18 protein-coding genes are annotated in these 20446 nt (G+C 71.8%); 7 read left to right on the forward strand and 11 right to left on the reverse strand.

The window, feature by feature from the left end; all coding sequences use genetic code 11:
* Positions 1–10: 10 nt before the first annotated feature.
* The 3 genes from ITJ64_RS18190 to ITJ64_RS18200 all read right to left on the reverse strand — a co-directional run bounded on the left by ITJ64_RS18190 (position 11) and on the right by ITJ64_RS18200 (position 1688).
* Positions 11–820 (reverse strand): rhamnan synthesis F family protein, encoded by an 810-nt coding sequence (locus ITJ64_RS18190; protein WP_194682065.1) that lies wholly within the window; start codon positions 818–820, stop codon positions 11–13.
* A gap of 4 nt (positions 821–824) precedes the next feature.
* Entirely contained in the window at positions 825–1085 is a 261-nt protein-coding gene (locus ITJ64_RS18195) for a hypothetical protein (protein WP_194682066.1), read from the reverse strand.
* 81 nt (positions 1086–1166) lie between these two features.
* Positions 1167–1688: a hypothetical protein gene (locus tag ITJ64_RS18200; protein ID WP_194682067.1), complete on the reverse strand. Its 522-nt coding sequence runs from the start codon at positions 1686–1688 to the stop codon at positions 1167–1169.
* A 63-nt stretch (positions 1689–1751) separates the two neighbouring features.
* On the opposite strand from ITJ64_RS18200, the gene ITJ64_RS18205 reads away from it, so the two are divergent.
* From ITJ64_RS18205 to ITJ64_RS18235, 7 genes are all read left to right on the forward strand, one after another.
* On the forward strand, positions 1752–4316 hold the full coding sequence (locus ITJ64_RS18205; protein WP_370545260.1) for a glycosyltransferase: 2565 nt from the start codon (positions 1752–1754) through the stop codon (positions 4314–4316).
* Between the two features lie 104 nt (positions 4317–4420).
* The gene (locus ITJ64_RS18210; protein WP_194682068.1) at positions 4421–5332 is read left to right on the forward strand and encodes an ABC transporter permease; all 912 of its coding nucleotides are present in this window, start codon (positions 4421–4423) and stop codon (positions 5330–5332) included.
* On the forward strand, positions 5332–6540 hold the full coding sequence (locus ITJ64_RS18215) for an ABC transporter ATP-binding protein (protein ID WP_194682069.1): 1209 nt from the start codon (positions 5332–5334) through the stop codon (positions 6538–6540). The genes ITJ64_RS18210 and ITJ64_RS18215 overlap by 1 nt, the downstream gene beginning before the upstream one ends.
* A 16-nt stretch (positions 6541–6556) precedes the next feature.
* The gene (locus ITJ64_RS18220) at positions 6557–7585 is read left to right on the forward strand and encodes a glycosyltransferase family 2 protein (protein WP_194682070.1); all 1029 of its coding nucleotides are present in this window, start codon (positions 6557–6559) and stop codon (positions 7583–7585) included.
* Between the two features lie 71 nt (positions 7586–7656).
* Positions 7657–8808 carry a glycosyltransferase family 1 protein gene (locus ITJ64_RS18225; protein WP_194682071.1) on the forward strand — a complete coding sequence of 384 codons (1152 nt, stop codon included), beginning with the start codon at positions 7657–7659 and terminating at the stop codon, positions 8806–8808.
* Entirely contained in the window at positions 8805–9695 is an 891-nt protein-coding gene (locus ITJ64_RS18230) for a glycosyltransferase family 2 protein (RefSeq protein ID WP_194682072.1), read from the forward strand. Before ITJ64_RS18225 ends, ITJ64_RS18230 begins: the two co-directional genes overlap by 4 nt.
* Before the next feature lie 86 nt (positions 9696–9781).
* Positions 9782–11002 carry a glycosyltransferase family 2 protein gene (locus ITJ64_RS18235; protein WP_228508735.1) on the forward strand — a complete coding sequence of 407 codons (1221 nt, stop codon included), beginning with the start codon at positions 9782–9784 and terminating at the stop codon, positions 11000–11002.
* A 26-nt stretch (positions 11003–11028) separates the two neighbouring features.
* Here the strand turns inward: ITJ64_RS18235 and ITJ64_RS19430 are convergent, their stop codons facing one another.
* From ITJ64_RS19430 to ITJ64_RS18275, 8 genes are all read right to left on the reverse strand, one after another.
* A complete protein-coding gene (locus ITJ64_RS19430; RefSeq protein WP_194682073.1) occupies positions 11029–13455 on the reverse strand; it encodes a cell wall-binding repeat-containing protein in 2427 nt (808 codons plus the stop codon).
* Between the two features lie 94 nt (positions 13456–13549).
* Positions 13550–14422 (reverse strand): glucose-1-phosphate thymidylyltransferase RfbA, encoded by an 873-nt coding sequence (gene rfbA / locus ITJ64_RS18245; RefSeq protein WP_173184023.1) that lies wholly within the window; start codon positions 14420–14422, stop codon positions 13550–13552.
* A complete protein-coding gene (locus ITJ64_RS18250) occupies positions 14422–15033 on the reverse strand; it encodes a dTDP-4-dehydrorhamnose 3,5-epimerase (RefSeq protein WP_194682074.1) in 612 nt (203 codons plus the stop codon). The genes rfbA and ITJ64_RS18250 overlap by 1 nt, the downstream gene beginning before the upstream one ends.
* 17 nt (positions 15034–15050) lie before the next feature.
* On the reverse strand, positions 15051–16199 hold the full coding sequence (rffA, locus tag ITJ64_RS18255; RefSeq protein ID WP_194682075.1) for a dTDP-4-amino-4,6-dideoxygalactose transaminase: 1149 nt from the start codon (positions 16197–16199) through the stop codon (positions 15051–15053).
* Positions 16189–17262, reverse strand: a complete 1074-nt coding sequence (locus tag ITJ64_RS18260; protein ID WP_194682076.1) for a glycosyltransferase — start codon at positions 17260–17262, stop codon at positions 16189–16191. Before ITJ64_RS18260 ends, rffA begins: the two co-directional genes overlap by 11 nt.
* Positions 17259–19091 carry a DUF948 domain-containing protein gene (locus ITJ64_RS18265; protein ID WP_194682077.1) on the reverse strand — a complete coding sequence of 611 codons (1833 nt, stop codon included), beginning with the start codon at positions 19089–19091 and terminating at the stop codon, positions 17259–17261. The genes ITJ64_RS18260 and ITJ64_RS18265 overlap by 4 nt, the downstream gene beginning before the upstream one ends.
* Before the next feature lie 5 nt (positions 19092–19096).
* Positions 19097–19936, reverse strand: a complete 840-nt coding sequence (locus ITJ64_RS18270; RefSeq protein ID WP_194682078.1) for a glycosyltransferase — start codon at positions 19934–19936, stop codon at positions 19097–19099.
* Entirely contained in the window at positions 19936–20445 is a 510-nt protein-coding gene (locus ITJ64_RS18275) for a GtrA family protein (RefSeq protein ID WP_370545261.1), read from the reverse strand. The genes ITJ64_RS18270 and ITJ64_RS18275 overlap by 1 nt, the downstream gene beginning before the upstream one ends.
* Position 20446 lies beyond the last annotated feature (1 nt).

The following is a 20446-nucleotide window of genomic DNA, read 5'->3' on the forward strand; positions in this document are numbered from 1 at the left end:
TGGTGGGCTCTCAGACCCAGTCGCGCGGGTCTTCGCCGAACATCCGCTCGATCACGGCGGGCACCTCGAAAGCGTCCCCCACGATACCCGGGTTGGTCACGAGCTCCCGTTTGACGAACGGGAAGCCGTGCTCGAGCAGCCCCTTCCAGCCCTGGATGGTGGGGTTCTGCGTGTACTGCACGACGAGCTCGTAGTCGAACCAGGCGCCCGAGACGTAGCCCTCGCCGTAGAGCAGGCGGCTGAGCCCCAGCTCGTACTTGTCGATGATGTCGAACTTGGTGGGCTGCTCGGGCAGGTTCTGCCAGAAGTGGCGGAGCGTCGCATCATCGAGCACGCCGCCCTTGAACCCCATCAGGAAGCTCTGCAGGTGCTGCATGTACTGGCTCGTCCAGGTGCCGCCCCAGACGTCGAAGAAGCTCGTCTCGAAGTCCTCGACCATGGGCGCGAGGCTCGCGAACGGCCCCACGAGCGAGTCGTTCGTCAGCAGCACGTAGGGCTTACGGCGGATCTCGGGGAACAGCTCGAGGCCGGTCGCCCAGGAGCCGAAGTCGTAGCCGATGTTCGGCTTCCGCACCACGATCGCGTCGTTCGCCGGCCCGCGCGACCAGTCCAGCGGGGCGTGGTCGTCGGATGCCCGCACCACGACCACCTCGTAGCCGGCCTCCTCGAGGCGCGCGACCATGCAGGACAGCGACAGCGAGACGGTCGAGGAGGTGCCGTAGCTCGCGACGACCGCGACGCGGTCGGTGGCGGGCAGGCGCCTCTTGGTGCTCTCGACGACGGTGAGCGGGAGCACCTTGTCGAGGACTCTCGTGCTCACGGGATCAGGTCCAGCCGTTGTTGAGCGCCTTGCGCCGGCGCATGCGCAGCGGCCGGGTGATCGACCACGAGCTGGAGCCGCGGAGGGCCTTCAGCTGGGTGGAGAGGCGCTCGGCCTGGTTGCGGCTGGCCACGAGGCGCCGGCGGTACTCCTCCGTCTCCGCCGTGCGCCGTGCGAGCTGGGCGCGGAGCGCCGCGACCTCGAGGCGCAGTTCGCGCAACTCGTTCGCGACGTCGCCGTCGGGGGGTGTCACTGCTGAGCTCATGCCCGGTACCGATCCTTCATGACGGGGGAAACCCCCCTACTGTAATCGGCTTCGGACGTCGTCGCCTGGGAGCTCCGCCCGTCAGACGAGGTCGACGGTGCCGCTGGTCGAACCGGAGTGGGTCGGGTCGGTGAAGGTCAGCTCGACGTTCCAGGTGCCGGTCGCGCCGGCAGGCAGCACGACCGCGAGGTTCGAGCAGTAGGTGACCATCGCATCCGCCATGCCCGCCCCCTCGATGGTGGCGCTCTGATCGCCCTGGCTGACGGTGACGGTGCAGGTGCCGGTCGAGGAGACGAGGTCGGTGACCATGCCCGCGACCGAGACGGTCGAGGTGGAGGGGTCCCAGGAGCTGTTGAGGATCTCCAGCGAGACCACGGAGGACTCGGGCGTCGTGGGGGTGGGCGTCGGCGTCGGCTCGGGAGCGGTCGTCGGCGTCGGGGTGGGGGTCGGCGTCGGCGTCGGCGTGGCCGAGCGGGTCGGCGCCGGCGAGCTCGCCGTGGGGCTCGGGGCGGCCGCCCCGCCGATGCAGCCGGCCGTCGACAGGGCCGCCGCGGCGACGATGAGCGTGCTGACGGATGCGCGGAGGAGAGTCGAACGTGCCATGTCCCCGATCCTAGGCACCGCGTTCCCGGATGCCCGCTGACGCTCCGGCGATAGGCTGATCGGGTGAAGATCGCCATGCCGAAAGCCCAGCCCGGAGTCGTGTCGGTGGTCGTGGTGAACTTCCGCGGCGCCGACGACACCATCGAGTGCGTCTCGCAGCTGGGCGCCGTCGACTGGCCGCGCGAGCGGCTCGACGTCGTCGTGGTCGAGAACGGATCGGGCGACGACAGCCTCGCCCGGCTCACCGCCGCCTTCGCCGGCGACGAGCGCGTGCGCGTGATCGAGTCGGCCGAGAACCTCGGCTTCGCCGGCGGCTCCAACCTCGGCGCGGCGAACGCGCGCGGCGAATTCGTGGCCTTCCTGAACAGCGACGCCAAGCCGCACCCCGCCTGGGTGCGGGAGGCGGTGGCGCAGTTCGACACCAGCCCCGCCGTCGCCGCGGTCGGCAGCAAGGTGCTCGACTGGGAGGGCAAGGTGGTCGACTTCGTCGGCGGCAGCCTGACCTGGTTCGGCATGGGCTACAAGGATCACGAGAACCAGCCCGACGACGAGCGCTTCCGCGAGCCCCGCGACATCCTCTACGGCACGGGCTCCGCCCTGTTCGTGCGCGCCTCCGCCTTCGCCGAGGCGGGCGGCTTCGACGAACGCTTCTTCATGTTCTACGAGGACGTCGACCTCGGCTGGCGCCTGAACCTGCTGGGCCACCGCGTGCGCTTCGCCCCGGCCTCGATCGTCTACCACCGCCACCACGCCTCGATGCGCAGCTTCGGCCCCTACCGCGAGAGCTACCTGCTGGAGCGGAACGCCCTCGCCACGCTCTACAAGAACCTCTCGGCCGAGAACCTCGGCCGCTTCCTGCCCGGGGCGATGGCGCTGCTCGCCCGGCGTGCGGTCGCGAAGAGCGACCTCGACTCGCAGCTGTTCGACATCCGCCGCTTCGACGGCGCCGCCGACGAGTTCGACGCGACGACGCCGGTGTCGAAGGAGTCGCTCGCGAGCCTGTTCGCGCTCGACCAGTTCGTCGAAGAGCTCGAGTCGCTCTCCGCGACCCGCGACGAGCTGCAGTCCGCCCGCCGGCGCACCGACGCCGAGCTGTTCCGGCTGTTCGGCAACATGATCCACCCGCTGATCGGCGACTCCTCCTACCTCTCGGGCTTCCGCGCCGTGGTCGACGCCTTCGAGATCGAGGCGGCCACCGACCGGCGGCACGTGCTCGTGATCACGGGCGACGCGCTGGGCGAGAAGATGGCCGGCCCCGGCCTCCGCGCCTGGAAGATCAGCGAGGCGCTGAGCGCCGAGCACGACGTGCGCCTGGTCACCTGGAACGCCGCGAAGCGCCACTCCGACCGCTTCGAGGTCGCGCACGTGCAGCTGCAGAACGAGCGCCAGATGGCGGTGCACGAGGAGTGGGCCGACATCGTCTTCTTCCAGGGCTACGCGCTGCACCACTTCACCACCCTGCAGAAGAGCGAGAAGATCGTCGTCGCCGACATCTACGACCCGATGCACCTCGAGCAGCTCGAGCAGGGCCGCGAGTTCGGCACCGAGCGCTGGACGAACATCGTGCGCTCGGCCACCGAGGTGCTGAACGCGCAGCTCTCCCGCGCCGACTTCTTCCTCTGCGCCTCCGAGCGGCAGCGCCTGTTCTGGCTCGGCCAGCTCGCCGCCCTCGGCCGCATCAACCCCGCGAACTACGCCGCCGACGACTCGCTCGACGAGCTCATCTCGATCGCGCCCTTCGGCCTCGACTCGACTCCGCCGCGGCACACCCGCGACGCGGTGCGCGGCGTCGTGCCCGGCATCGGGAAGGACGACAAGCTCGTCATCTGGGGCGGCGGCATCTACAACTGGTTCGACACCCTCACCCTCGTGCGGGCGATCGGGGCACTCGCCGAGCGGCGCCCCGACGTGCGGCTGTTCTTCATGGGCGTCGCGCATCCGAACCCCGACGTGCCCGAGATGGCGATCGTGCAGCAGACCCGCCGGCTCGCCGAGGAGCTCGGCCTCACCGGCCGGCACGTCTTCTTCAACGACTCCTGGGTCGACCTCGACGACCGGCAGAACTACCTGCTCGAGGCCGACGTCGGCGTCAGCACCCACTTCGACCACATCGAGACGACCTTCTCGTTCCGCACGCGCATCCTGGACTACCTCTGGGCCTCGCTGCCGATCGTCACCACCCGCGGCGACAGCTTCGGCGACCTGGTCGAGAAGGAGGGTCTCGGCGTGAGCGTGCCCGAGCGCGACGTCGACGCCCTCGCCGACGCCCTCGAGCGGATGCTCTACGACGACGCCGAGCGCGCCGCGGCCGTCGAGGCGGTCGGCCGGGTGCGCGAGCAGTTCACCTGGGAGCAGACCCTCCGCCCGCTGGTGGAGTTCTGCCGCGACCCCCACCCGGCCGCCGACCGCGTGCTCGGCTCGCTCTCGGCGCCGATCGCGCTCGGCGGGGCCGGCCGCCGCAGCCGCCCCGTCACGGCCGAGGAGAAGTTCCAGGCCATCTCGACCAGGCGGCACGGTCTCGGTCGCGACATCGCGCTGGCCAGGCACTACCTCACGAACGGCGGCGTCTCGTCGTTGATCGCCAAGGTGCGCTCCCGTTCTGAGCACGCCCGCGCCGGCCGCCGCTGACGCCGCGCCCCGGGCCTTCGCCCAGGGGCCGTGTTGTATCCTCGATCCCGGCAGTCGGCGGTGACCGCTGACCTACCCGGATGATGGCTTTGGAGGCCGGAAGCATGACTGGCTTGCAAGAGTCCCCGCTGCAGCGGGCGAATCGATTGAGCACCGAGCCCTGGCAGCAGGCCGGCGGCCGCAGCTCGGGCGTGACGGGAACGATCGCCTCCGTGCGCGAGATCTGGGAGCAGCGTCGGCTGCTCCGTCTGCTCACGGGGCGCGAGCTCAAGTCGCGCTACAAGGACAGCGCGGGCGGGTTCCTCTGGAGCCTCGCCAAGCCGCTGACCCAGCTGTTCATCTACTACCTGGTGATCGGCCAGTTCCTCGGCGCCGCCCGCGGCATCGAGAACTTCGCCATCTACATCTTCGCCGGCCTGACGATCTACACGCTGTTCAGCGAGATCGTGGGCGCGGGCACCGGCTCCATCATCGCGAACGCGGGCCTGGTGAAGAAGGTCTACCTGCCGCGCGAGATCTTCCCGCTCGCCGCCGTCGGCTCGGCGCTGTTCAACTTCGCCGTGCAGTTCGTCATCCTGATCATCGCGTCGATCGTCGTGGGCACCCTGAGCTTCGGGCCGCAGCTGCTGTTCGGCCTCGGCGCGCTCGTGCTCATCCTGATCTGGGGCACCGCCGTCGGCGTGCTGCTCGCGGCGCTGAACGTCTACCTCCGCGACATCCAGTACCTCGTCGAGGTCGTGCTGCTGCTGCTCATGTGGGCCTCCCCCATCCTCTACTCGTGGCAGCAGGCCGCGGCGATCCTGCCGCAGTGGCTGCTCGAGATCTACGTCAACTCCCCCATCACGCTCGCCGTGCTGGGCTTCCAGGAGGCCTTCTGGTCGGAGGCGTCCAACGGCGTCCCCCTGCCGCACCTGGCCATCCGGATGCTGATCGCCGGCGCCGTGGGCCTCGTCGCCCTGTTCGCCGCCCAACGAGTCTTCAGCCGCCTTCAGGGCGACTTCGCACAGGAGCTGTGATGGCAGAGCACGTCCCCGTCGTCGAGGTCAACGACGTCTCGAAGCGGTTCATCATCCGCAAGGAGAAGAGCCTCAAGGAGCGCCTGGTCAACGCCGGCCGTTCGAAGCAGTTCAAAGAGGACTTCTGGGCCCTGAAGAACGTCTCGCTCGAGATCGGCTCCGGCCAGACCATCGGCCTGATCGGGCCGAACGGCTCGGGCAAGTCGACCCTCTTGAAGACCATCGGCGGCATCATCCAGCCCACCACCGGCACCATCCGCCGGCGCGGCCGGCTGGCGGCGCTGCTCGAGCTCGGCGCCGGCTTCCACCAAGACCTGACCGGGCGCGAGAACGTCTACCTGAACGCCTCGATCCTGGGTCTCTCGCGCAAGCAGACCGACCTCTACTTCGATGACATCGTCGAGTTCTCGGGCATCAAGGACTTCATCGACACCCAGGTGAAGTTCTACTCCTCGGGCATGTACGTGCGGCTCGCCTTCGCGGTGGCCGTGCACGTCGACCCCGACCTGCTGCTCGTCGACGAGGTGCTCGCCGTCGGCGACGAGGCCTTCCAGCGCAAGTGCCTCGACAAGATCCGCTCGTTCCAGCGGGAGGGCCGCACGATCGTGCTGGTCACCCACTCGCTCGGTCAGATCACCGAGTTCTGCGACCGCGCCGTGCTGCTGAACAAGGGCGAGGTGCTCTTCGACGGCGTGCCCCACGAGGCCGTGCGCGACTTCCGCGACGTGCTCGAGGAGCGCCGCCAGGGCGAGGCCGAGGCGCACAACGCCACCCATGAAGAGAAGGTGCCCGTGAACGACGGGCGCATCGTCTCCACCACGGTGCACGCCGCCGGCCGCGCCGAGGGCGACCCCGTGCATCCGGGCGACGACCTGATCGTGCGCGTCACCTACGAGCACCCCACGGGCCTGCCCGACTGGATCGCCGCGATCCAGATCGACAACGTGCAGGGCGTGCCGGTCTACGGCACCGCCTCGCCGCGCATGAAGCTCGACCTCGGCACGCTGCGCGCCCCCACCACGGTGGAGTTCGTGCTGCGCGACGTGCAGTTCGGCACCGGCAAGTACTTCATCAACTCCACGCTGATGAACCGCGAGCGCGCCCACGTGCACGACGTGCCGCAGGCCGTCTCGTTCGACGTGCCCTACTACGACCTCGCGGTCGGCATCGTGCACGCCCAGCCGGAGATCCGCGTCGTCGGCGCCTGAGCGCCGGGGCTTCAGCATGACCGGTGAAGCGGATGCCCGGGTCGCCGTCTCGGCGATCCTGGTGAACTGGCGCCAGCCCGATCTCACCTCCCGGGCCGTCGCCTCGCTGGAACGGCAGACCGGTCTCGCCGAGCGCGGGCTCGACCTCGCCGTCGTGGTCGTCGACAACGGATCGGGCGACGACTCGCTCGCGCTGCTCCGGCAGCGGCATCCGCAGCACCTCGTGGTCGACGGCGGCCGCAACGACGGCTTCGGCGCGGGCGTGAACACGGGCATCCGCGCCCGCCCGGCCGACGTCTACGTGCTGCTCAACAACGACGCCGAGGCCGAGCCGGGCTTCGTGGCGGCCCTGGTCGACGAGCTGCGCGGGGCCGAGGGCGACGCGAGCGGGGGCCGCACCACCGAGCGGCGCGGGGCCGTCACCGCGCGGATCCTGCTCGCCGGCACCGACCCCGTGCTCGTCAACAGCACCGGCAACGAGACGACCCGCTCGGGCAACGGCCGCGACCGCGACTGGCTCGTGCCCGCCGCCGACGAGCACCGCCCGGCCGGCGAGGTGATGGGCTTCTCGGGCGGCGCCGCGGCCCTCGACGCCCGCGCCCTCGACGATGTGGGGCTGTTCGACGAGAGCCTGTTCATGTACTACGAGGACACCGACCTCTCCTGGCGGCTGCGGCGCGCGGGCTGGAGCATCCGCTACTCCCCCGACGCCGTCGTGCACCACGCGCACGCCGCCTCCTCGGGCACGGGCAGCGACGTCTTCCGCTTCAGCAACGAGCGCAACCGGATGCTCGTGGCCCTCCGCCACGCGCCGGCCCCCGTCGCCCTCACCGCCGTGGCCCGCACCGCAGCCGGCACCCTGCGTGCCCTGCTCGTCGTGGCGCGCACCCCCACGCCGGAGCACCGCGCCGACGCCCGCCGGCGTCTGCGCTCGTTCGGCTCCGCCCTGCGTCTGACCCCCGCGAACCTCGCCCGACGGGTGCGGATCGACCGCGCCGCCCGGGTGCCGCGGCGGGCCGTCGCGGCCTTCCTGGTCGCCGAGTGAGCCGCGAGGCGGCGGGTATGCTGGAGGCTGCCTCCGGGCGCCCCTCCCGGAACGAGACCTAGGACAGCGTGGTGAGCACTCAGATCCCAGTCCTCCTCGACGCGACGAGCCTGCCGCCCTCGTGGGGCGGAGTCGCCCGCTACATCGAGGGGCTGCTCACGGGCCTCGCCGAGCTCGGGGTGTCGCTCGACGTCGTGGTGAAGCCGGGCGACCTCGACCGCCTGCGCTCCGCGGCGCCCGGCCACCGCTATCACGCGGGGCCGGCCTCGCTCGCGAAGCGCCCGGTGCGGCTCGCCTGGGAGCAGCTCGGCCTGCCTCGGCTGGCCGCCCGGCTCGGGGTCGCGGCCATCCACTCGCCGCACTACACCTTCCCGCTCGCGGCCCGGCGGGCCCGGGTCGTCACCCTGCACGACGCCACCTTCTTCACCGACCCCGGCGTGCACTCGCGGCTGAAGCGCACCTTCTTCACGAGCTGGACGCGCTCTGCCGCCCGTCGCGCCGACGCCCTCGTGGCGCCGAGCCGGGCCACCGCGCAGGCGGTGCGCGACGCCGTGGCCGTGCGCCCCGAGATCCGCGTGGCCTACCTCGGCGTCGACCCTGCGGTCTTCCGGCCGCCGGCACCCGCCGCCGTCGAGGCCTTCGCCGCGGCGCACGGCCTGGGCGACCATGGCTGGATCGCCTTCCTCGGCACCATCGAGCCGCGCAAGAACGTGCCCGCCCTGCTCGCCGGCTACGCGAGCCTCCGCGCCGAGCGCAGCGCTCGCGGCCTCGGCACCCCCGACCTCGTGCTCTCGGGCTCCCGCGGCTGGGACGAGGAGGCCGCGCGCCTGCTCGACGCGCCGCGCGACGGTGTCACCGAGGCCGGCTACCTCCCGCTCGAGGAGCTCGGCGCGTTCCTCGGCGGCGCCACCGTCGTCGCCTATCCCTCGCTCGGCGAGGGCTTCGGGCTGCCCGTGCTCGAGGCGATGGCGAGCGGCGGCACGGTGCTCACCACCGATCGGCTCTCCATCCCCGAAGTCGGCGGCGACGCCGTGGCCTACACCGAGCCGGATGCGCGGTCGATCGCCGAGGCCCTCGGCCGGCTGCTCGACGAGCCGGGGCGGCGCGCGGAGCTGTCCGGTGCCGCCCTCCGGCGTTCGCAGGAGTTCACCTGGGCCGCCTGCGCGCGGGTGCACCTCGACGCCTACGCCGAGGCGGGCGTCACGACGGAGGTGGCCGCGTGACGGCGCAGCGCGCATCCGGAGCCCGCCCCCGCATCGCGGTGGTGACCGTGAGCTACGACTCGGCCGCCGTGCTCGGGCCGTTCCTCGACTCGGTGCCGGCCGCCGCGGCCCGCACCGACGTCGACGTGGTCGTGGCCGACAACAAGCCGGGCTCGCCCGCGCGTGCCGAGCTCGAGCGCCTGGTCGCCGACGCCGGCGGCCGGTACCTGCCGATGACCGGCAACGTCGGCTACGGGCACGCGATCAACGAGGCGGTGGCCTCGCTCGGCGGCGGCCACGAGTTCGTGCTGGTCTCCAACCCCGACGTCGTGCTCGCGCCCGGGTCGGTCGACGTGCTCGTCGACACCATGCTCGAGCTGGGAGACGCCGGGGCGATCGGGCCGAAGATCCTGGAGAGCGACGGCAGCGCGTACCCCTCGGCGCGCTCGGTGCCCTCGATCCGCAACGGCATCGGGCACGCGCTGTTCGCCAACGTCTGGCCGACCAACCCGTGGACACGCTCGTACCGCCTCGAGATCGGTGAGAACCCGGTGCGCCGGGACGCGGGCTGGCTGTCGGGCTCCTGTTTCCTCGTGCGACGGGAGGTGTTCGACGCCCTCGGCGGCTTCGACACCGGCTACTTCATGTACTTCGAGGACGTCGACCTCGGCTACCGCATCGGCCGGGCGGGCTGGCGCAACGTCTACGAGCCGGCCGCCGAGGTGCTGCACACCGGCGCCCACTCCACCACCACCGAGTCGGCGCGGATGCTCCAGGCACACCACGACAGCGCGAAGCGGTTCCTCGCCAAGAAGTACGCGGGGCCGCTCTGGTGGCCGCTGCGCGCGGTGCTGTCGCTCGGGCTCGGCGTGCGCTCGGCCTTCGTGCGGCGCCGCTCGGCGCACTGAGCGCCGGCCCCCGCCCGGCTCAGCCCCGGCTCGGCCCGGCCCGGGGTGCGTTCGCTAGGGTGGAGGCTGGACGAACCCGACCAGAGATGGAGATCCGCCCGGTGAAGCTCGCAATGACCCTGATGGTGCGCGACGAAGCGGACATCATCGGGCCCATGATCGACCACCACCTCGCGCAGGGCGTCGACGTGCTCATCGTCACCGACAACGGCTCGGGCGACGGAACCGCCGAGATCCTCGAGCGCTACGCCGACGACGGGCGCATCGAGCTGCGGCACGATCCCGTGCACCGCAAGCAGCAGAGCCCCGTGGTCACCCGGATGGCCCGCGACGCCGCCGCCCTGCACGGCGCCGACTGGGTGATCAACGCCGACGCCGACGAGTTCTTCGCCCCCGTCGACCGCTCGCTCACGCTGCACCAGGTGTTCGAGCGGCTCGACCCCGCCATCCGCTCCTTCCTCGTGCCGGTCACGAACCTCACCGGCACGGCCGCGGCGGCGGGCACGGGCTTCGACCGGCTGGTCTACCGCGACCACCGCCCCGTCGAGCAGCTGCGCGCCACCGGCCTCCGCGACCACCCCACGGCCGACGCGGTGCACGTGGGCGACCCCGAGGTCGACGTCATCCAGGGCAACCACTTCGTCAGCATCGCCTCGGCCGGGCTGCCGCCCGAGGAGCTCGCCATCGAGGTGCTGCACCTGCCCTGGCGCTCCTGGGCCCAGTACCGGCACAAGGTCGAGGTCTCGGGCCGAGCCTACGACGAGAACCCCGAGCTCACCCCGAGCCCGAACCACCACGGCATGCGCGACTACCGGCGCCTGCAGTCGGGTGCGCTGCTGCCGTTCTACCTGCTGCGCCACCCCGACGAGCAGGAGCTGGCCGACGGGGTCGCCGCCGGCCACTTCGTCGAAGAGCGGATGCTCGCCGGCACGCTCGCGTCCCCCGTCGCCGACGTGCCCTTCGACCCGGGCGTGCTCGAGCGCTTCCGCGAGTTCGCACCGGCCCTCCGCGACTCCGAGGCGCGCGGGTTCAGCATGCTCACCTCGGCCGAGGAGCGACTCCGGCTGAGCGAGGAGGAGAGCGCCCGCGCCCTGAAGACCCTCGAGGCCGAGCTGCGCGGGGAGATCAACGCCGCGAGCGACCGGCTGGGCGCCGTCGACCACGAGCGCCGGCTGGCCCAGGAGGAGCTCGCGCTCACCCGGGCGCACGCGGCGTCGCTCGAGGCCGAGATCGCGCGGCTGCGCCACCGGCCCGAGGTGCGGGTGGCCAACCGGCTGCGCCGGGCCCTGCCGGGCAGCAGGGGCTGACCCAGGCCGTCAGCTGGTGCCGACCGTCAGCTCGCGCAGGCCGCCAGGCTCCCGACCTGGGCGGTGAGCGTGTCGGTGCCGCCGAGCAGCACCACCTTCGTGGCCTTCAGCGCTCCGATGTCGGCGATCACCGCCCGCGGGATGCAGTCCCGCGGCACGATGTACAGCGGCGCCTTGGTCGCGCCCGCCAGCACCCCGCCGGCCAGGGCGTCGGGGAAGTTGTAGCCCGTCGCCAGGTAGACCGTGCCGCTCGTCGTGAACGCCGAGCGGTTGACCGCCTGGGAGGTGCCGAAGCGGTCGTCGCCCTGCAGCCGCTGCACGGTGAGGCCGGCCCCCTTCAACGAGGCCTCGATGCCGGTCGAGACCGAGAAGCCTCCGCCCGCGATCGCGGCCTTCGTCGTGCCCTTCGCGGCGAACAGCTGCAGGGTGGGCTGGTCGGCCGTGGCGGCGCGGCCGTCGACGAGCACGATGGGCGCGCCCTTCGATCCCGCCGCCGGCCCGGCCGAGAGCGCGTCGGGGAAGTTCGCCCCCGTCGCGGCGTAGGCGAGCGGCGCCGTCGGGAAGGCGTAGTCGGCGACCGCGCGCGAGACGGCGAAGCGGTCGTCGCCGTCGATCCGGGTGGTGTCGGCGACGAGCGCCCTCAGCTGTCCGAGCACGGCGTCGTTCACGGCGAAGCGTCCGCCGACCACGACGATCTTCTGCGGCTTCAGGCGGGAGATCTCGGCGGCGACCACGGGCAGCAGCTGGTCGGTGGGGGTGAGCAGCAGCGGGCCGCCGAGCTTCACGGCCGCCGGGGCGGCGCTCAGGGCATCCGGGTAGTTGCTGCCGGCGGCCACGAACACGACCTTCGCCGTGCCGGGGTAGGTGCGCTGCGAGATCGTCGCGGCCACGTCGTAGCGGGTGGCGCCGCCGATGCGGTCGACCGTCGGCTTGGGCAGCAGCTGGTAACTGTCGCTCACCACCGGGGAGTAGGTCACGTCGCCCCACTTCGCGCCGACGCTGAAGGAGTGCCGGCCCGACTGCAGGTTCGACGGGATCGCCAGCGACCAGGCGCCCTTCGAGTCGGGCGTGACGCTGAACGAGTTGCCGTCGATCGTGACGAGCACCCGGTGCCGCGGGCCGCCGTCGGCCAGGGTGCCGCGGATGCTGTCGCCGACGAAGGAGGGTCGGACGTACGTCGGGGTCGCCACCTGCACGCCGAGCTCCCAGGTGGGCAGGGCGCTCGCCACGCTCGGGCTGCCGTTGGACGTGATCAGCGGGAAGAAGGCGCTGATCGCCCTCGGCTGCGCGCTGCGGTCGCAGGTGCCGACCCAGTCGCCGGCAGTGCCGAGGCCGAACGCCGAGCTGCCGATCAGGGCCGAGGCGCCGCTGTCGCCCGGCAGCATGCAGACGTCGGTGAGGGTGAGGTTGACGTACTGGGGCGTGCCCGAGTGGTTGTAGACCGGGTAGGACTCGTTCACGACGAGGATCGAGCCGCAGGTCCAGCCCGTGGTGCGGCCCGATTTGCAGACCGGGGAGCCGACGATGCCGGTCGTGGCGTCCTTCACCGTGACCGGGGTGCCGTCGCCGAGGGCCCCCGCGCCGCCGCCCCAGGTGGAGACGACGGGCCGGGTGCCCCAGGCGGGCGAGACGCCGACGGCGCCCACGTCGGCGCCGCCGCCGAACTTGTACTGGTCGGCGATCGGGGCGCCGATGATCGAGCCGCGGCTCGGGGTGCCGCCCGCGGAGGACTGCTTCGACTCGTAGTAGTAGGTGCCGGCCGCGTGGTCGGGCTCGATGCAGTGGCCCGAGGTGACGAACTGCGGCTGCGGGTAGGCCTTGAAGCGGCCCGTGAAGCCGACGGAGCAGACGTAGGTGTAGCCCTGCGCGAGGAACTGGAAGCCCTGGCCGCCGACGATGTCGGCGAGGGCGTCGAGCTTGAGCTCCGAGAGGTCGGGCTCGGCGGGCACCCCCAGCTCGGCGGTGGCGCCGACCGACTCGACGGTCGCGGCGGCCTCCTCGTCGGGCACGTTGACGACGAGCGAGGTGCCGTCGAGGCGGGAGCCGAGCACCTCGAGGCCGCTCGCGGTGAGGGCGTCGACGACGTCGGAGGCGTCGGCGGCCGCGTTCGCGCGGGCGAGGTACTCCTCGGGGGTCTCGCCGAGGTCGCGCTGCACCGCCTCCGTGAGCTCGGCGGGGAGCTCGGCTGCCTCGGCGGCGTAGGAGGTGGCGTCGTAGGCCGACATGGTCGGCGCGTCGGCCGGGAGCTCGACGGTGTCGCCGGCCTCGGCGTCGGGGCGGGCATCCGGAGCCGGGGTCGACGTGGACGGCGGCGTCAGCGTCGTGGGCTGCGTCAGGGTCGTCGGCTGCGTCGGCGTGTCGGCCGAGGCCGTGGCCGCCGGGGCGACGAGGAGCGTGCCGGCCACGAGGGCGGCGGCGAGGAGCGCGAGCGGGGAGCGGACGGGGCGGGGCACCCCTTCACGCTACGGGGCGCACCCCGCCCCGCCCGGCTGCGACTCGCGTCGCCGCCGGGCGGAATCAGGCGGTGTCAGGCCCGGTCGGGCCTGGTCAGCCCTCTTCGGCGGCGATCAGGGTCTGCAGGTACGCGCCGTAGCCGCTCTTCACCAGCGGGGCGGCGAGCTTCGCGAGCTGCTCCGAGTCGATCCAGCCGGCACGCCAGGCGATCTCCTCGATGCAGCCGATCTTGAAGCCCTGGCGGTCCTCAATCACGCGCACGTACTCCGAGGCCTGCATCATCGACTCGAAGGTGCCGGTGTCGAGCCAGGCCGTGCCGCGCTCGAGCACCTGCACGTGCAGGTCGCCGCGCTCGAGGTAGCGCTCGTTGACCGTCGAGATCTCCAGCTCGCCGCGCGCGCTGGGCTCGATCGACTTCGCGATCGCGACCACGTCGTTGTCGTAGAAGTACAGGCCCGGCACCGCGTAGTTCGACTTCGGATGCTCGGGCTTCTCCTCGATCGACAGCGCCGTGAAGTCGTCATCGAACTCGACCACGCCATAGGCGCGCGGCTCGGCCACGTGGTACGCGAAGATGCGCGCCCCCTCGAGGCTCTCGTTGCTGCGAAGCGACGAGCCGAGGCCCGCACCGTGGAAGATGTTGTCGCCCAGCACCAGGGCGACGCTCTCGTCGCCGATGAACTCCTCACCGATAATGAACGCCTGCGCGAGACCGTCGGGCGAGGGCTGCACCGCGTACTCGAGCCGGATGCCCAGCTCGGAGCCGTCGCCCAGCAGCGCCTTGAACTGCTCGTTGTACTCGGGGGTGGTGATGATCAGGATCTCGTTGATGCCCGCCATCATCAGCGTCGACAAGGGGTAGTACACCATCGGCTTGTCGTAGATCGGCATCAGCTGCTTCGAGATGCCCTTGGTGATCGGCCACAGCCGGGTGCCGGAACCGCCGGCCAGGATGATTCCGCGCATCAGACGCCCTTCTCGCTCAGCGAGGCGTAGAACGCCCGCGCCTGGTCCCAGGTGGGGAGGATGCCGGCCGCGGCCGCCTCGGCGAGGGTCGGTGCATCCGTGTCCTTCGGGGAGAGCAGCGGCTCGCCCGCCTCGGGCGGGAAGACCAGGCCGATCGCCGGGTCGCGCGGGTCGATGCCGTGCTCGCGCTCGGCGTTGAAGGTCGAGGTGACGAGGTAGCTGACGGTGGCGTCGTCGGTCAGCGCCACGAACGCGTGGCCGAGGCCCTCGCTGAGGTAGATCGCGCGGCGGTCGACGTCGTCGAGCAGCACCGAGTCCCACTGGCCGAAGGTCGGCGAGCCGACCCGGATGTCGATCACGAAGTCGAGCACCGCACCATGGGTGCAGGTGACGTACTTCGCCTGCGACGGCGGGATGTCGGCGAAGTGGATGCCGCGCACGACGCCCTTCTTCGACACGGACGTGTTCGCCTGGGCCAGGTCGAGCGGATGCCCGATGACCTCTTCGAGCTTGTCGAAGCGGTACCACTCCAGGAACACGCCACGGTCGTCGCCGAACTGCTTCGGCGTGATCTCATAGCTGTCGGGGATCGTCAATTCGCGGATCTGCACGGTGAGAGTCTAACGAATCACGCCACGCGCACCGGGCGGTACGAGGTGACCCCCTCGATCACGCGCTCGATCTGGGCGTCGGCGAGGCCGGCCCAGAGCGGCAGCCGCACGAGCTGCGCCGAGAAGGCGGCCGTGCGGTCGAGCACGTGGGCCGTGCGCCCGTAGCGCTGTCCGGCCGGCGAGGAGTCGAGCGGCACGTAGTGGAAGGCCGCCCGCACGCCCGCCTCGCGGAGGTGGGCGATCAGCCCCTGCTGCCCCTCGTGGTCGGGCATCACCGCGTAGAAGAGGTGGGCGCTGTGCTCGAGGCCGACGGTGTCGGAGACGAGGGTGGCGCCGACGTGTGCGGCCCACTCGGAGAGCCCCTCCGCGTAGGCGGTCCAGACGCCGAGGCGCCGCTGCTGGATCTCGTCGAAGGCCGCCAGCTGGGCGTCGAGCACGGCGGCGTTCAGTTCGCTCGGCAGGTAGCTCGACCCCTCGTCCTGCCAGGTGTACTTGTCGACCTGGCCGCGCAGGAAGCGCGCCCGGTTGGTGCCCTTCTCGCGGATCACCTCGGCCCGCTCCCAGAGCGCCGGGTCGTTCACGAGCAGCGCGCCGCCCTCGCCGCAGTGCACGTTCTTGGTGTCGTGGAAGCTCTGGGTGCCGAGCACGCCGACCGTGCCGAGCCGGTGCGCCCCGGAGCGCCCGCCCAGCCCGTGGGCGTTGTCCTCGACCAGGGCGACCCCGGCCTCGGCGGTCGCGGCGAGCAGGGCGTCGAGATCGACGGATGCTCCGCCGTAGTGCATCGCGATCACGGCCTTCGTGCGCGGGGTCAGCGCCTCGGCCACCTGGCCGACGTCGAGATTGCCGCTCGGGCCCTCGATGTCGACGAACACCGGGGTCGCGCCGCGCGCCACCACCGCGATGGCCGCCGAGGTGAAGGTGAAGCTCGGCAGCACGACCTCGTCGCCGGGGCGCACGTCGAGCAGCAGCATCGACATCTCCAGCGCGTGGGTGCACGAGGTGGTGAGCAGCGCGTCGGTGGCCCCGGTGACCTCCCGGAGGCGCCCGGTGGCCGAGGCCGTGAAGGCGCCGTCGCCGTGCGAGTGGTCGGAGTCGAGCACGGCGGCGAGGTTCGTCAGCTCACCGGGCGCCCGGTACGGGCGGCTGAAGACGATCTCATCGGGCATCCTGTACCCCCTCCTCGAGTGCGTCGTCGGGCATGATCGTCTCGGGATCGTCGACCGTGAGGTAGAGCGGGCGTCCCATCGACACGTTCAGGCCCACGCCGATGTACTCGGCGATCACCCCGAGCGCGAACAGGATGGCGCCCGAGCACAGCAGCACGGCCACCATCAACGAGGCCCAGCCCGCCGTCTCGGGGTTCGAGCCCACCTGCGGGGCGATGATCACGTAAAGGGCGACGGCGATGCCGAGCAGCGCGATGATGCCGCCCAGCACGCTGACGGCCCGGAGGCCGGCGGTGCCGCTGGTGAGCACCATGCGCCAGAAGTAGGCGAAGAGGGCGGGCAGCGAGTAGCCCGAGACGCGTCCGTCGGCCGTGCGCAGCCGGGTGGGGCAGGTCGCGACGCGGTTCGTCACCCAGGACAGGGCGACGTCGAGGTAGACGCCGGTCGCCGCGAACGAGGCGAGTTTTCTGCCCATGTCGCCGCGCACGAGGCGGAAGCTCTGGAACTGGCTGGCGTCGGGGAGGTGAAAGGCGGTGCCGAGCATCCGCTTCGACGACTTCGAGGCCGCGGCACGGAAGAAGCCGTGCGGGCGCTCGTTCGTGAAGCGCGCGTAGACGACGCCGGCCCGCTCGCGGATGGCCGTGTCGAGGAAGGCGCCGAGGTCGGCGGGGTCGTGCTGGCCGTCCTCGTCGAGGGTGACGATCCAGCGGCCGGTCGACTTCGCCATGCCGGCGATCGTCGCCGCGTGCTGGCCGAAGTTGCGGCTGAGCCAGATGATGCTGACGAAGGGGAGCTGCTCGGCGAGGGTGCGCATCACGGCGTCCGACTGGTCGGGCCCGTTGTCGTGCACCAGGATGACCTCGGCGATGCGGTAGGCGTGGCCGTCGGGGGTGATCGCGCCGTGCGTGTAGGGCACGAGCTCGCCGACCATCGCCGCGAGGGTGCGCTCGCCCTGGTAGACCGGCACGACGACCGACATCGTGTAGACGGGCTCGCCGGCGCGGGACGGATCGGCGCGGGACTGATCGCCGGGGCGGGACGGGACGGGGTCGACGGGGGTCATCGCTGCGGGAGCTCCAGGAACGTGAATCGACCGTCGGGTGAGTCGAAGGTGGTGGTGGGCCCGACGACCGCCGTGATCTGGTCGACGACCGTAGAACCAGAGTCAGTGTAAGCCGCCCGGTCGAGCACGAAGCCGCACGCGCCGAGACCCTCGACCGCGTCGACCAGCTCGGGGGCCGGCAGCGAGGCGAGCGCGCCGACCTCGTCGATGGGCGCGCGGCCCTTGATGCCGCCCGCCGACCAGCGCAGCGTCTCGGAGTGCAGGAACGGGCGCAGCTCGTCGGAGTCGGTCGCACCGTTCACGGGCGGCGACTCGGGGAAGGCGATGTAGGGCAGCTGGTAGATCAGGCACTCGGGCGCCACGTCGGCCTCGACCTGCTCGGTGAAGGTCTCGTCGGAGTCGTAGGCGGCCACGGTGGCGGCGCGGGCCTCCGCGTCGATCGGCGGGATCTGGTCCCAGACCGCGAGCAGCACGAGCAGCACCGCGAGGGGGACGGCGAAGGCCGTGAGGCGAGGGCTGCCCGTGCGGGTCGTGCCGCGCATCCGCCCCGCCACCCGGCGGACGAGACCGTCGAGCAGCAGCCCCACCGCGGCGAGCGCCAGCAGCGCGATCAGGATGGCGATGCGGTTCCAGGAGCGGATCGGGAAGTCGACGAAGGAGAGCAGCGTCGAGAGCCCGCCGACCGTGCCGAACAGGAAGGCGACGAGCGCGAGCCCGGCGAGCACGGCGAGGGTGCGGGTCGACTCCCCCGGGCCGCGCCAGCCCGTGCGGCCCGCCGAGAGCAGGAAATGCACCGCCACGACGACGAGCGCCACGAAGCCCGCGGCGGCGATCAGGCCGAGGGCCGGCTCCTCGGAGGGCAGCGGGTAGTAGGTGTCGTAGAGCTGACGCAGCGTGGCGAACGGGCCGAAGCGGTGGCCGGGCACGGGCAGCAGCAGCGACGAGAGCTTGAACGAGTAGAGCTCGGCCTCGGGCGGGCTGCGCACGAGCACGGCCTCGTTCACGCCGTTGGCGAGCCGGTACAGGATGCTCGGCGTCAGGTTCACGAGCATGACGCCGGCGATCAGCAGTCCGGCCGCAGCGGCCCCGAAGAAGCGCCGCCAGGCGCGGCTGCGCCAGAGGGCGCTGAGGCCGGCGACCGCGAGCACGAGGGCGACGAACACGGAGTAGTAGCTCGAGGCGGTGCCGAGGAGGGCCACCGTGCCGGCGGTGGCGGCGTTGCGGCCGGTGACCGGCCGGAGCCAGCGCCGCTCGGGGGTGCCGTCGGCCCGCTCCGTCGGGCGGAGGGCCCAGAGCGGCCGCCCGGTCGCGACGAGATAGATCAGCCCGACGGCCAGCGGCACCACGAAGTAGGCGGCGAGGAAGAGGTGCCCCTCGCCCTTGATGAAGTGGTACGGCGCCAGCGAGTAGACCACGCCGAGCGCGACGGCCAGCGGTGTGCCGACGCCCACCAGCCGGAGGAACCAGAGCGCCGTGATCGCCGCCAGCGGGAAGCCGATGACGAAGTAGACGTTCATCGCCACCCCGAAGTCGGAGGTGAACAGCCTCAGCACGTCGGCGGCGATGAAGTGCAGGTTGTCGGCCTGCGGGTAGTCGCTGTAGAACTGCCCGTACGGGGCGCCGAGGTCGGGCTGGTGGGTGAACCAGCCGGTCTCGATGATCGTCTTGAAGTGCGAGGCCACGGCGAGCGCGTCGCCGGAGTAGTAGAAGGGCACGCGCCAGTCGACGCCCCAGAGGTTCAGGCCGAACCAGACGGCCACGAGCGACACGACGGCGGCGACGCCGTACGGCAGCAGACGGCGGCCGGCTCGGCTCAGGGCACTCGTCACGCCGCTCACCGGGCCGCTCGCATGCGGCGGGCGTTCAGCGCGTAGTAGCCGCGGCGGGCCAGCGCCATCAGCTCGGCACGGCGGTCGCCGAGGCGCACGTCGGCGGCGCTGATCACGTCGGGCGCCTGCTCGCGGCACCACGCGTGGTAGGCCTTGGCCTGGGTCGACTGCTCGTCGACGAGGGCGACGCTCCACTGGGTGTCGTTGACCCGGAACACGGCGAGCGGCCGGTCGACGGGCAGGTAGTCGCCGCGCAGCAGCACCTTCGAGTAGCTCGTCTGGTCGATCAGGTAGGGGAAGCGGGCGTCCCAGCCGCCGGCCGCCTCGAGCTCGGCGCGGCGCATCGTCACGCAACCCGGCTCGCCGAACACGTTCGTGCCCTTCCGCACCGTCTGGCGGATGGCCTCGACGCCCGGCTGCACCGCGCGCCGCACGCCCTGCAGGCCGCGGTTGCGGATCGTCACTTTCCCTCGCGCGTCGACGATGTCGCGCGGGCTCGACACGAGCACGACCGACGGATGCGCGTCCAGGGCCTCAGAGTGCGCCTCGAGGGCGCCGGGGTACAGAAGGTCGTCGCCCGGCAGGAGCTTCAGGTACTCACCGCTCGCCGCCTCGGAGACCCGGCGCCAGTTGGCCTCCGCGCCTCCCCCGGCGGGGGTCGAGAGGATCGTGAGCCGAGCATCCGCTTCGAAGGCCCGCACCGCCTCGAGGGTGCCGTCGGTCGAGGAGTGGTCGGCGACGATGAGCTCGAAGTCGTCGTGGCGCTGAGCCAGCACGGAGCCGACCGCCTCGGCGATGTAGGCGGCGTTGTCGAAGGCCGGGATGACGACGGAGAGCTTGGGCATCAGCGGGGCTCGGTCGTGTCGGTGCCGATATGCAGCTCGGTGGCGGCCTCGGCCTCGGCGGCCCCGCGGCGGAACGAGAAGCCCTTGTGCCCGAACCAGCTGATGGCGGTGGTGACCACGAGGATCGACAGCTGCGCGAGGATGCGGTTCCAGCCGAAGCCGACGAGCACCGGCAGGATGACCGCGTTGATCGCGATGGCCACGAGGTAGACGCTCTCGAAGCGGGCGAGGTCGCGCCAGACGTGACCGCGCACCTTGAACACGAAGCGGCGGTACATCACGAACGCGAACAGCACCCCGAGCACGTGCGCGCAGGCGAGGGTGCCGAGCGAGCCGACGGTCTCGTTGACGGCCTCGTCGAGCCAGGCGCCGACCGTGAGGTCGAAGGCGATGAAGAACAGGAAGCCGACGCCGGTGTTGGTGGCGCCGACGAGGAGGAAGGCGATGCGCTGATCGCGGATCAGCCGCAGCAGGGGCCCGGGCGCACCGGCCTGCTGAGGATCATTCACG

This window comes from Herbiconiux sp. VKM Ac-1786, assembly GCF_015350805.1.
In the GTDB taxonomy this organism is placed as follows: Bacteria; Actinomycetota; Actinomycetes; order Actinomycetales; family Microbacteriaceae; genus Herbiconiux.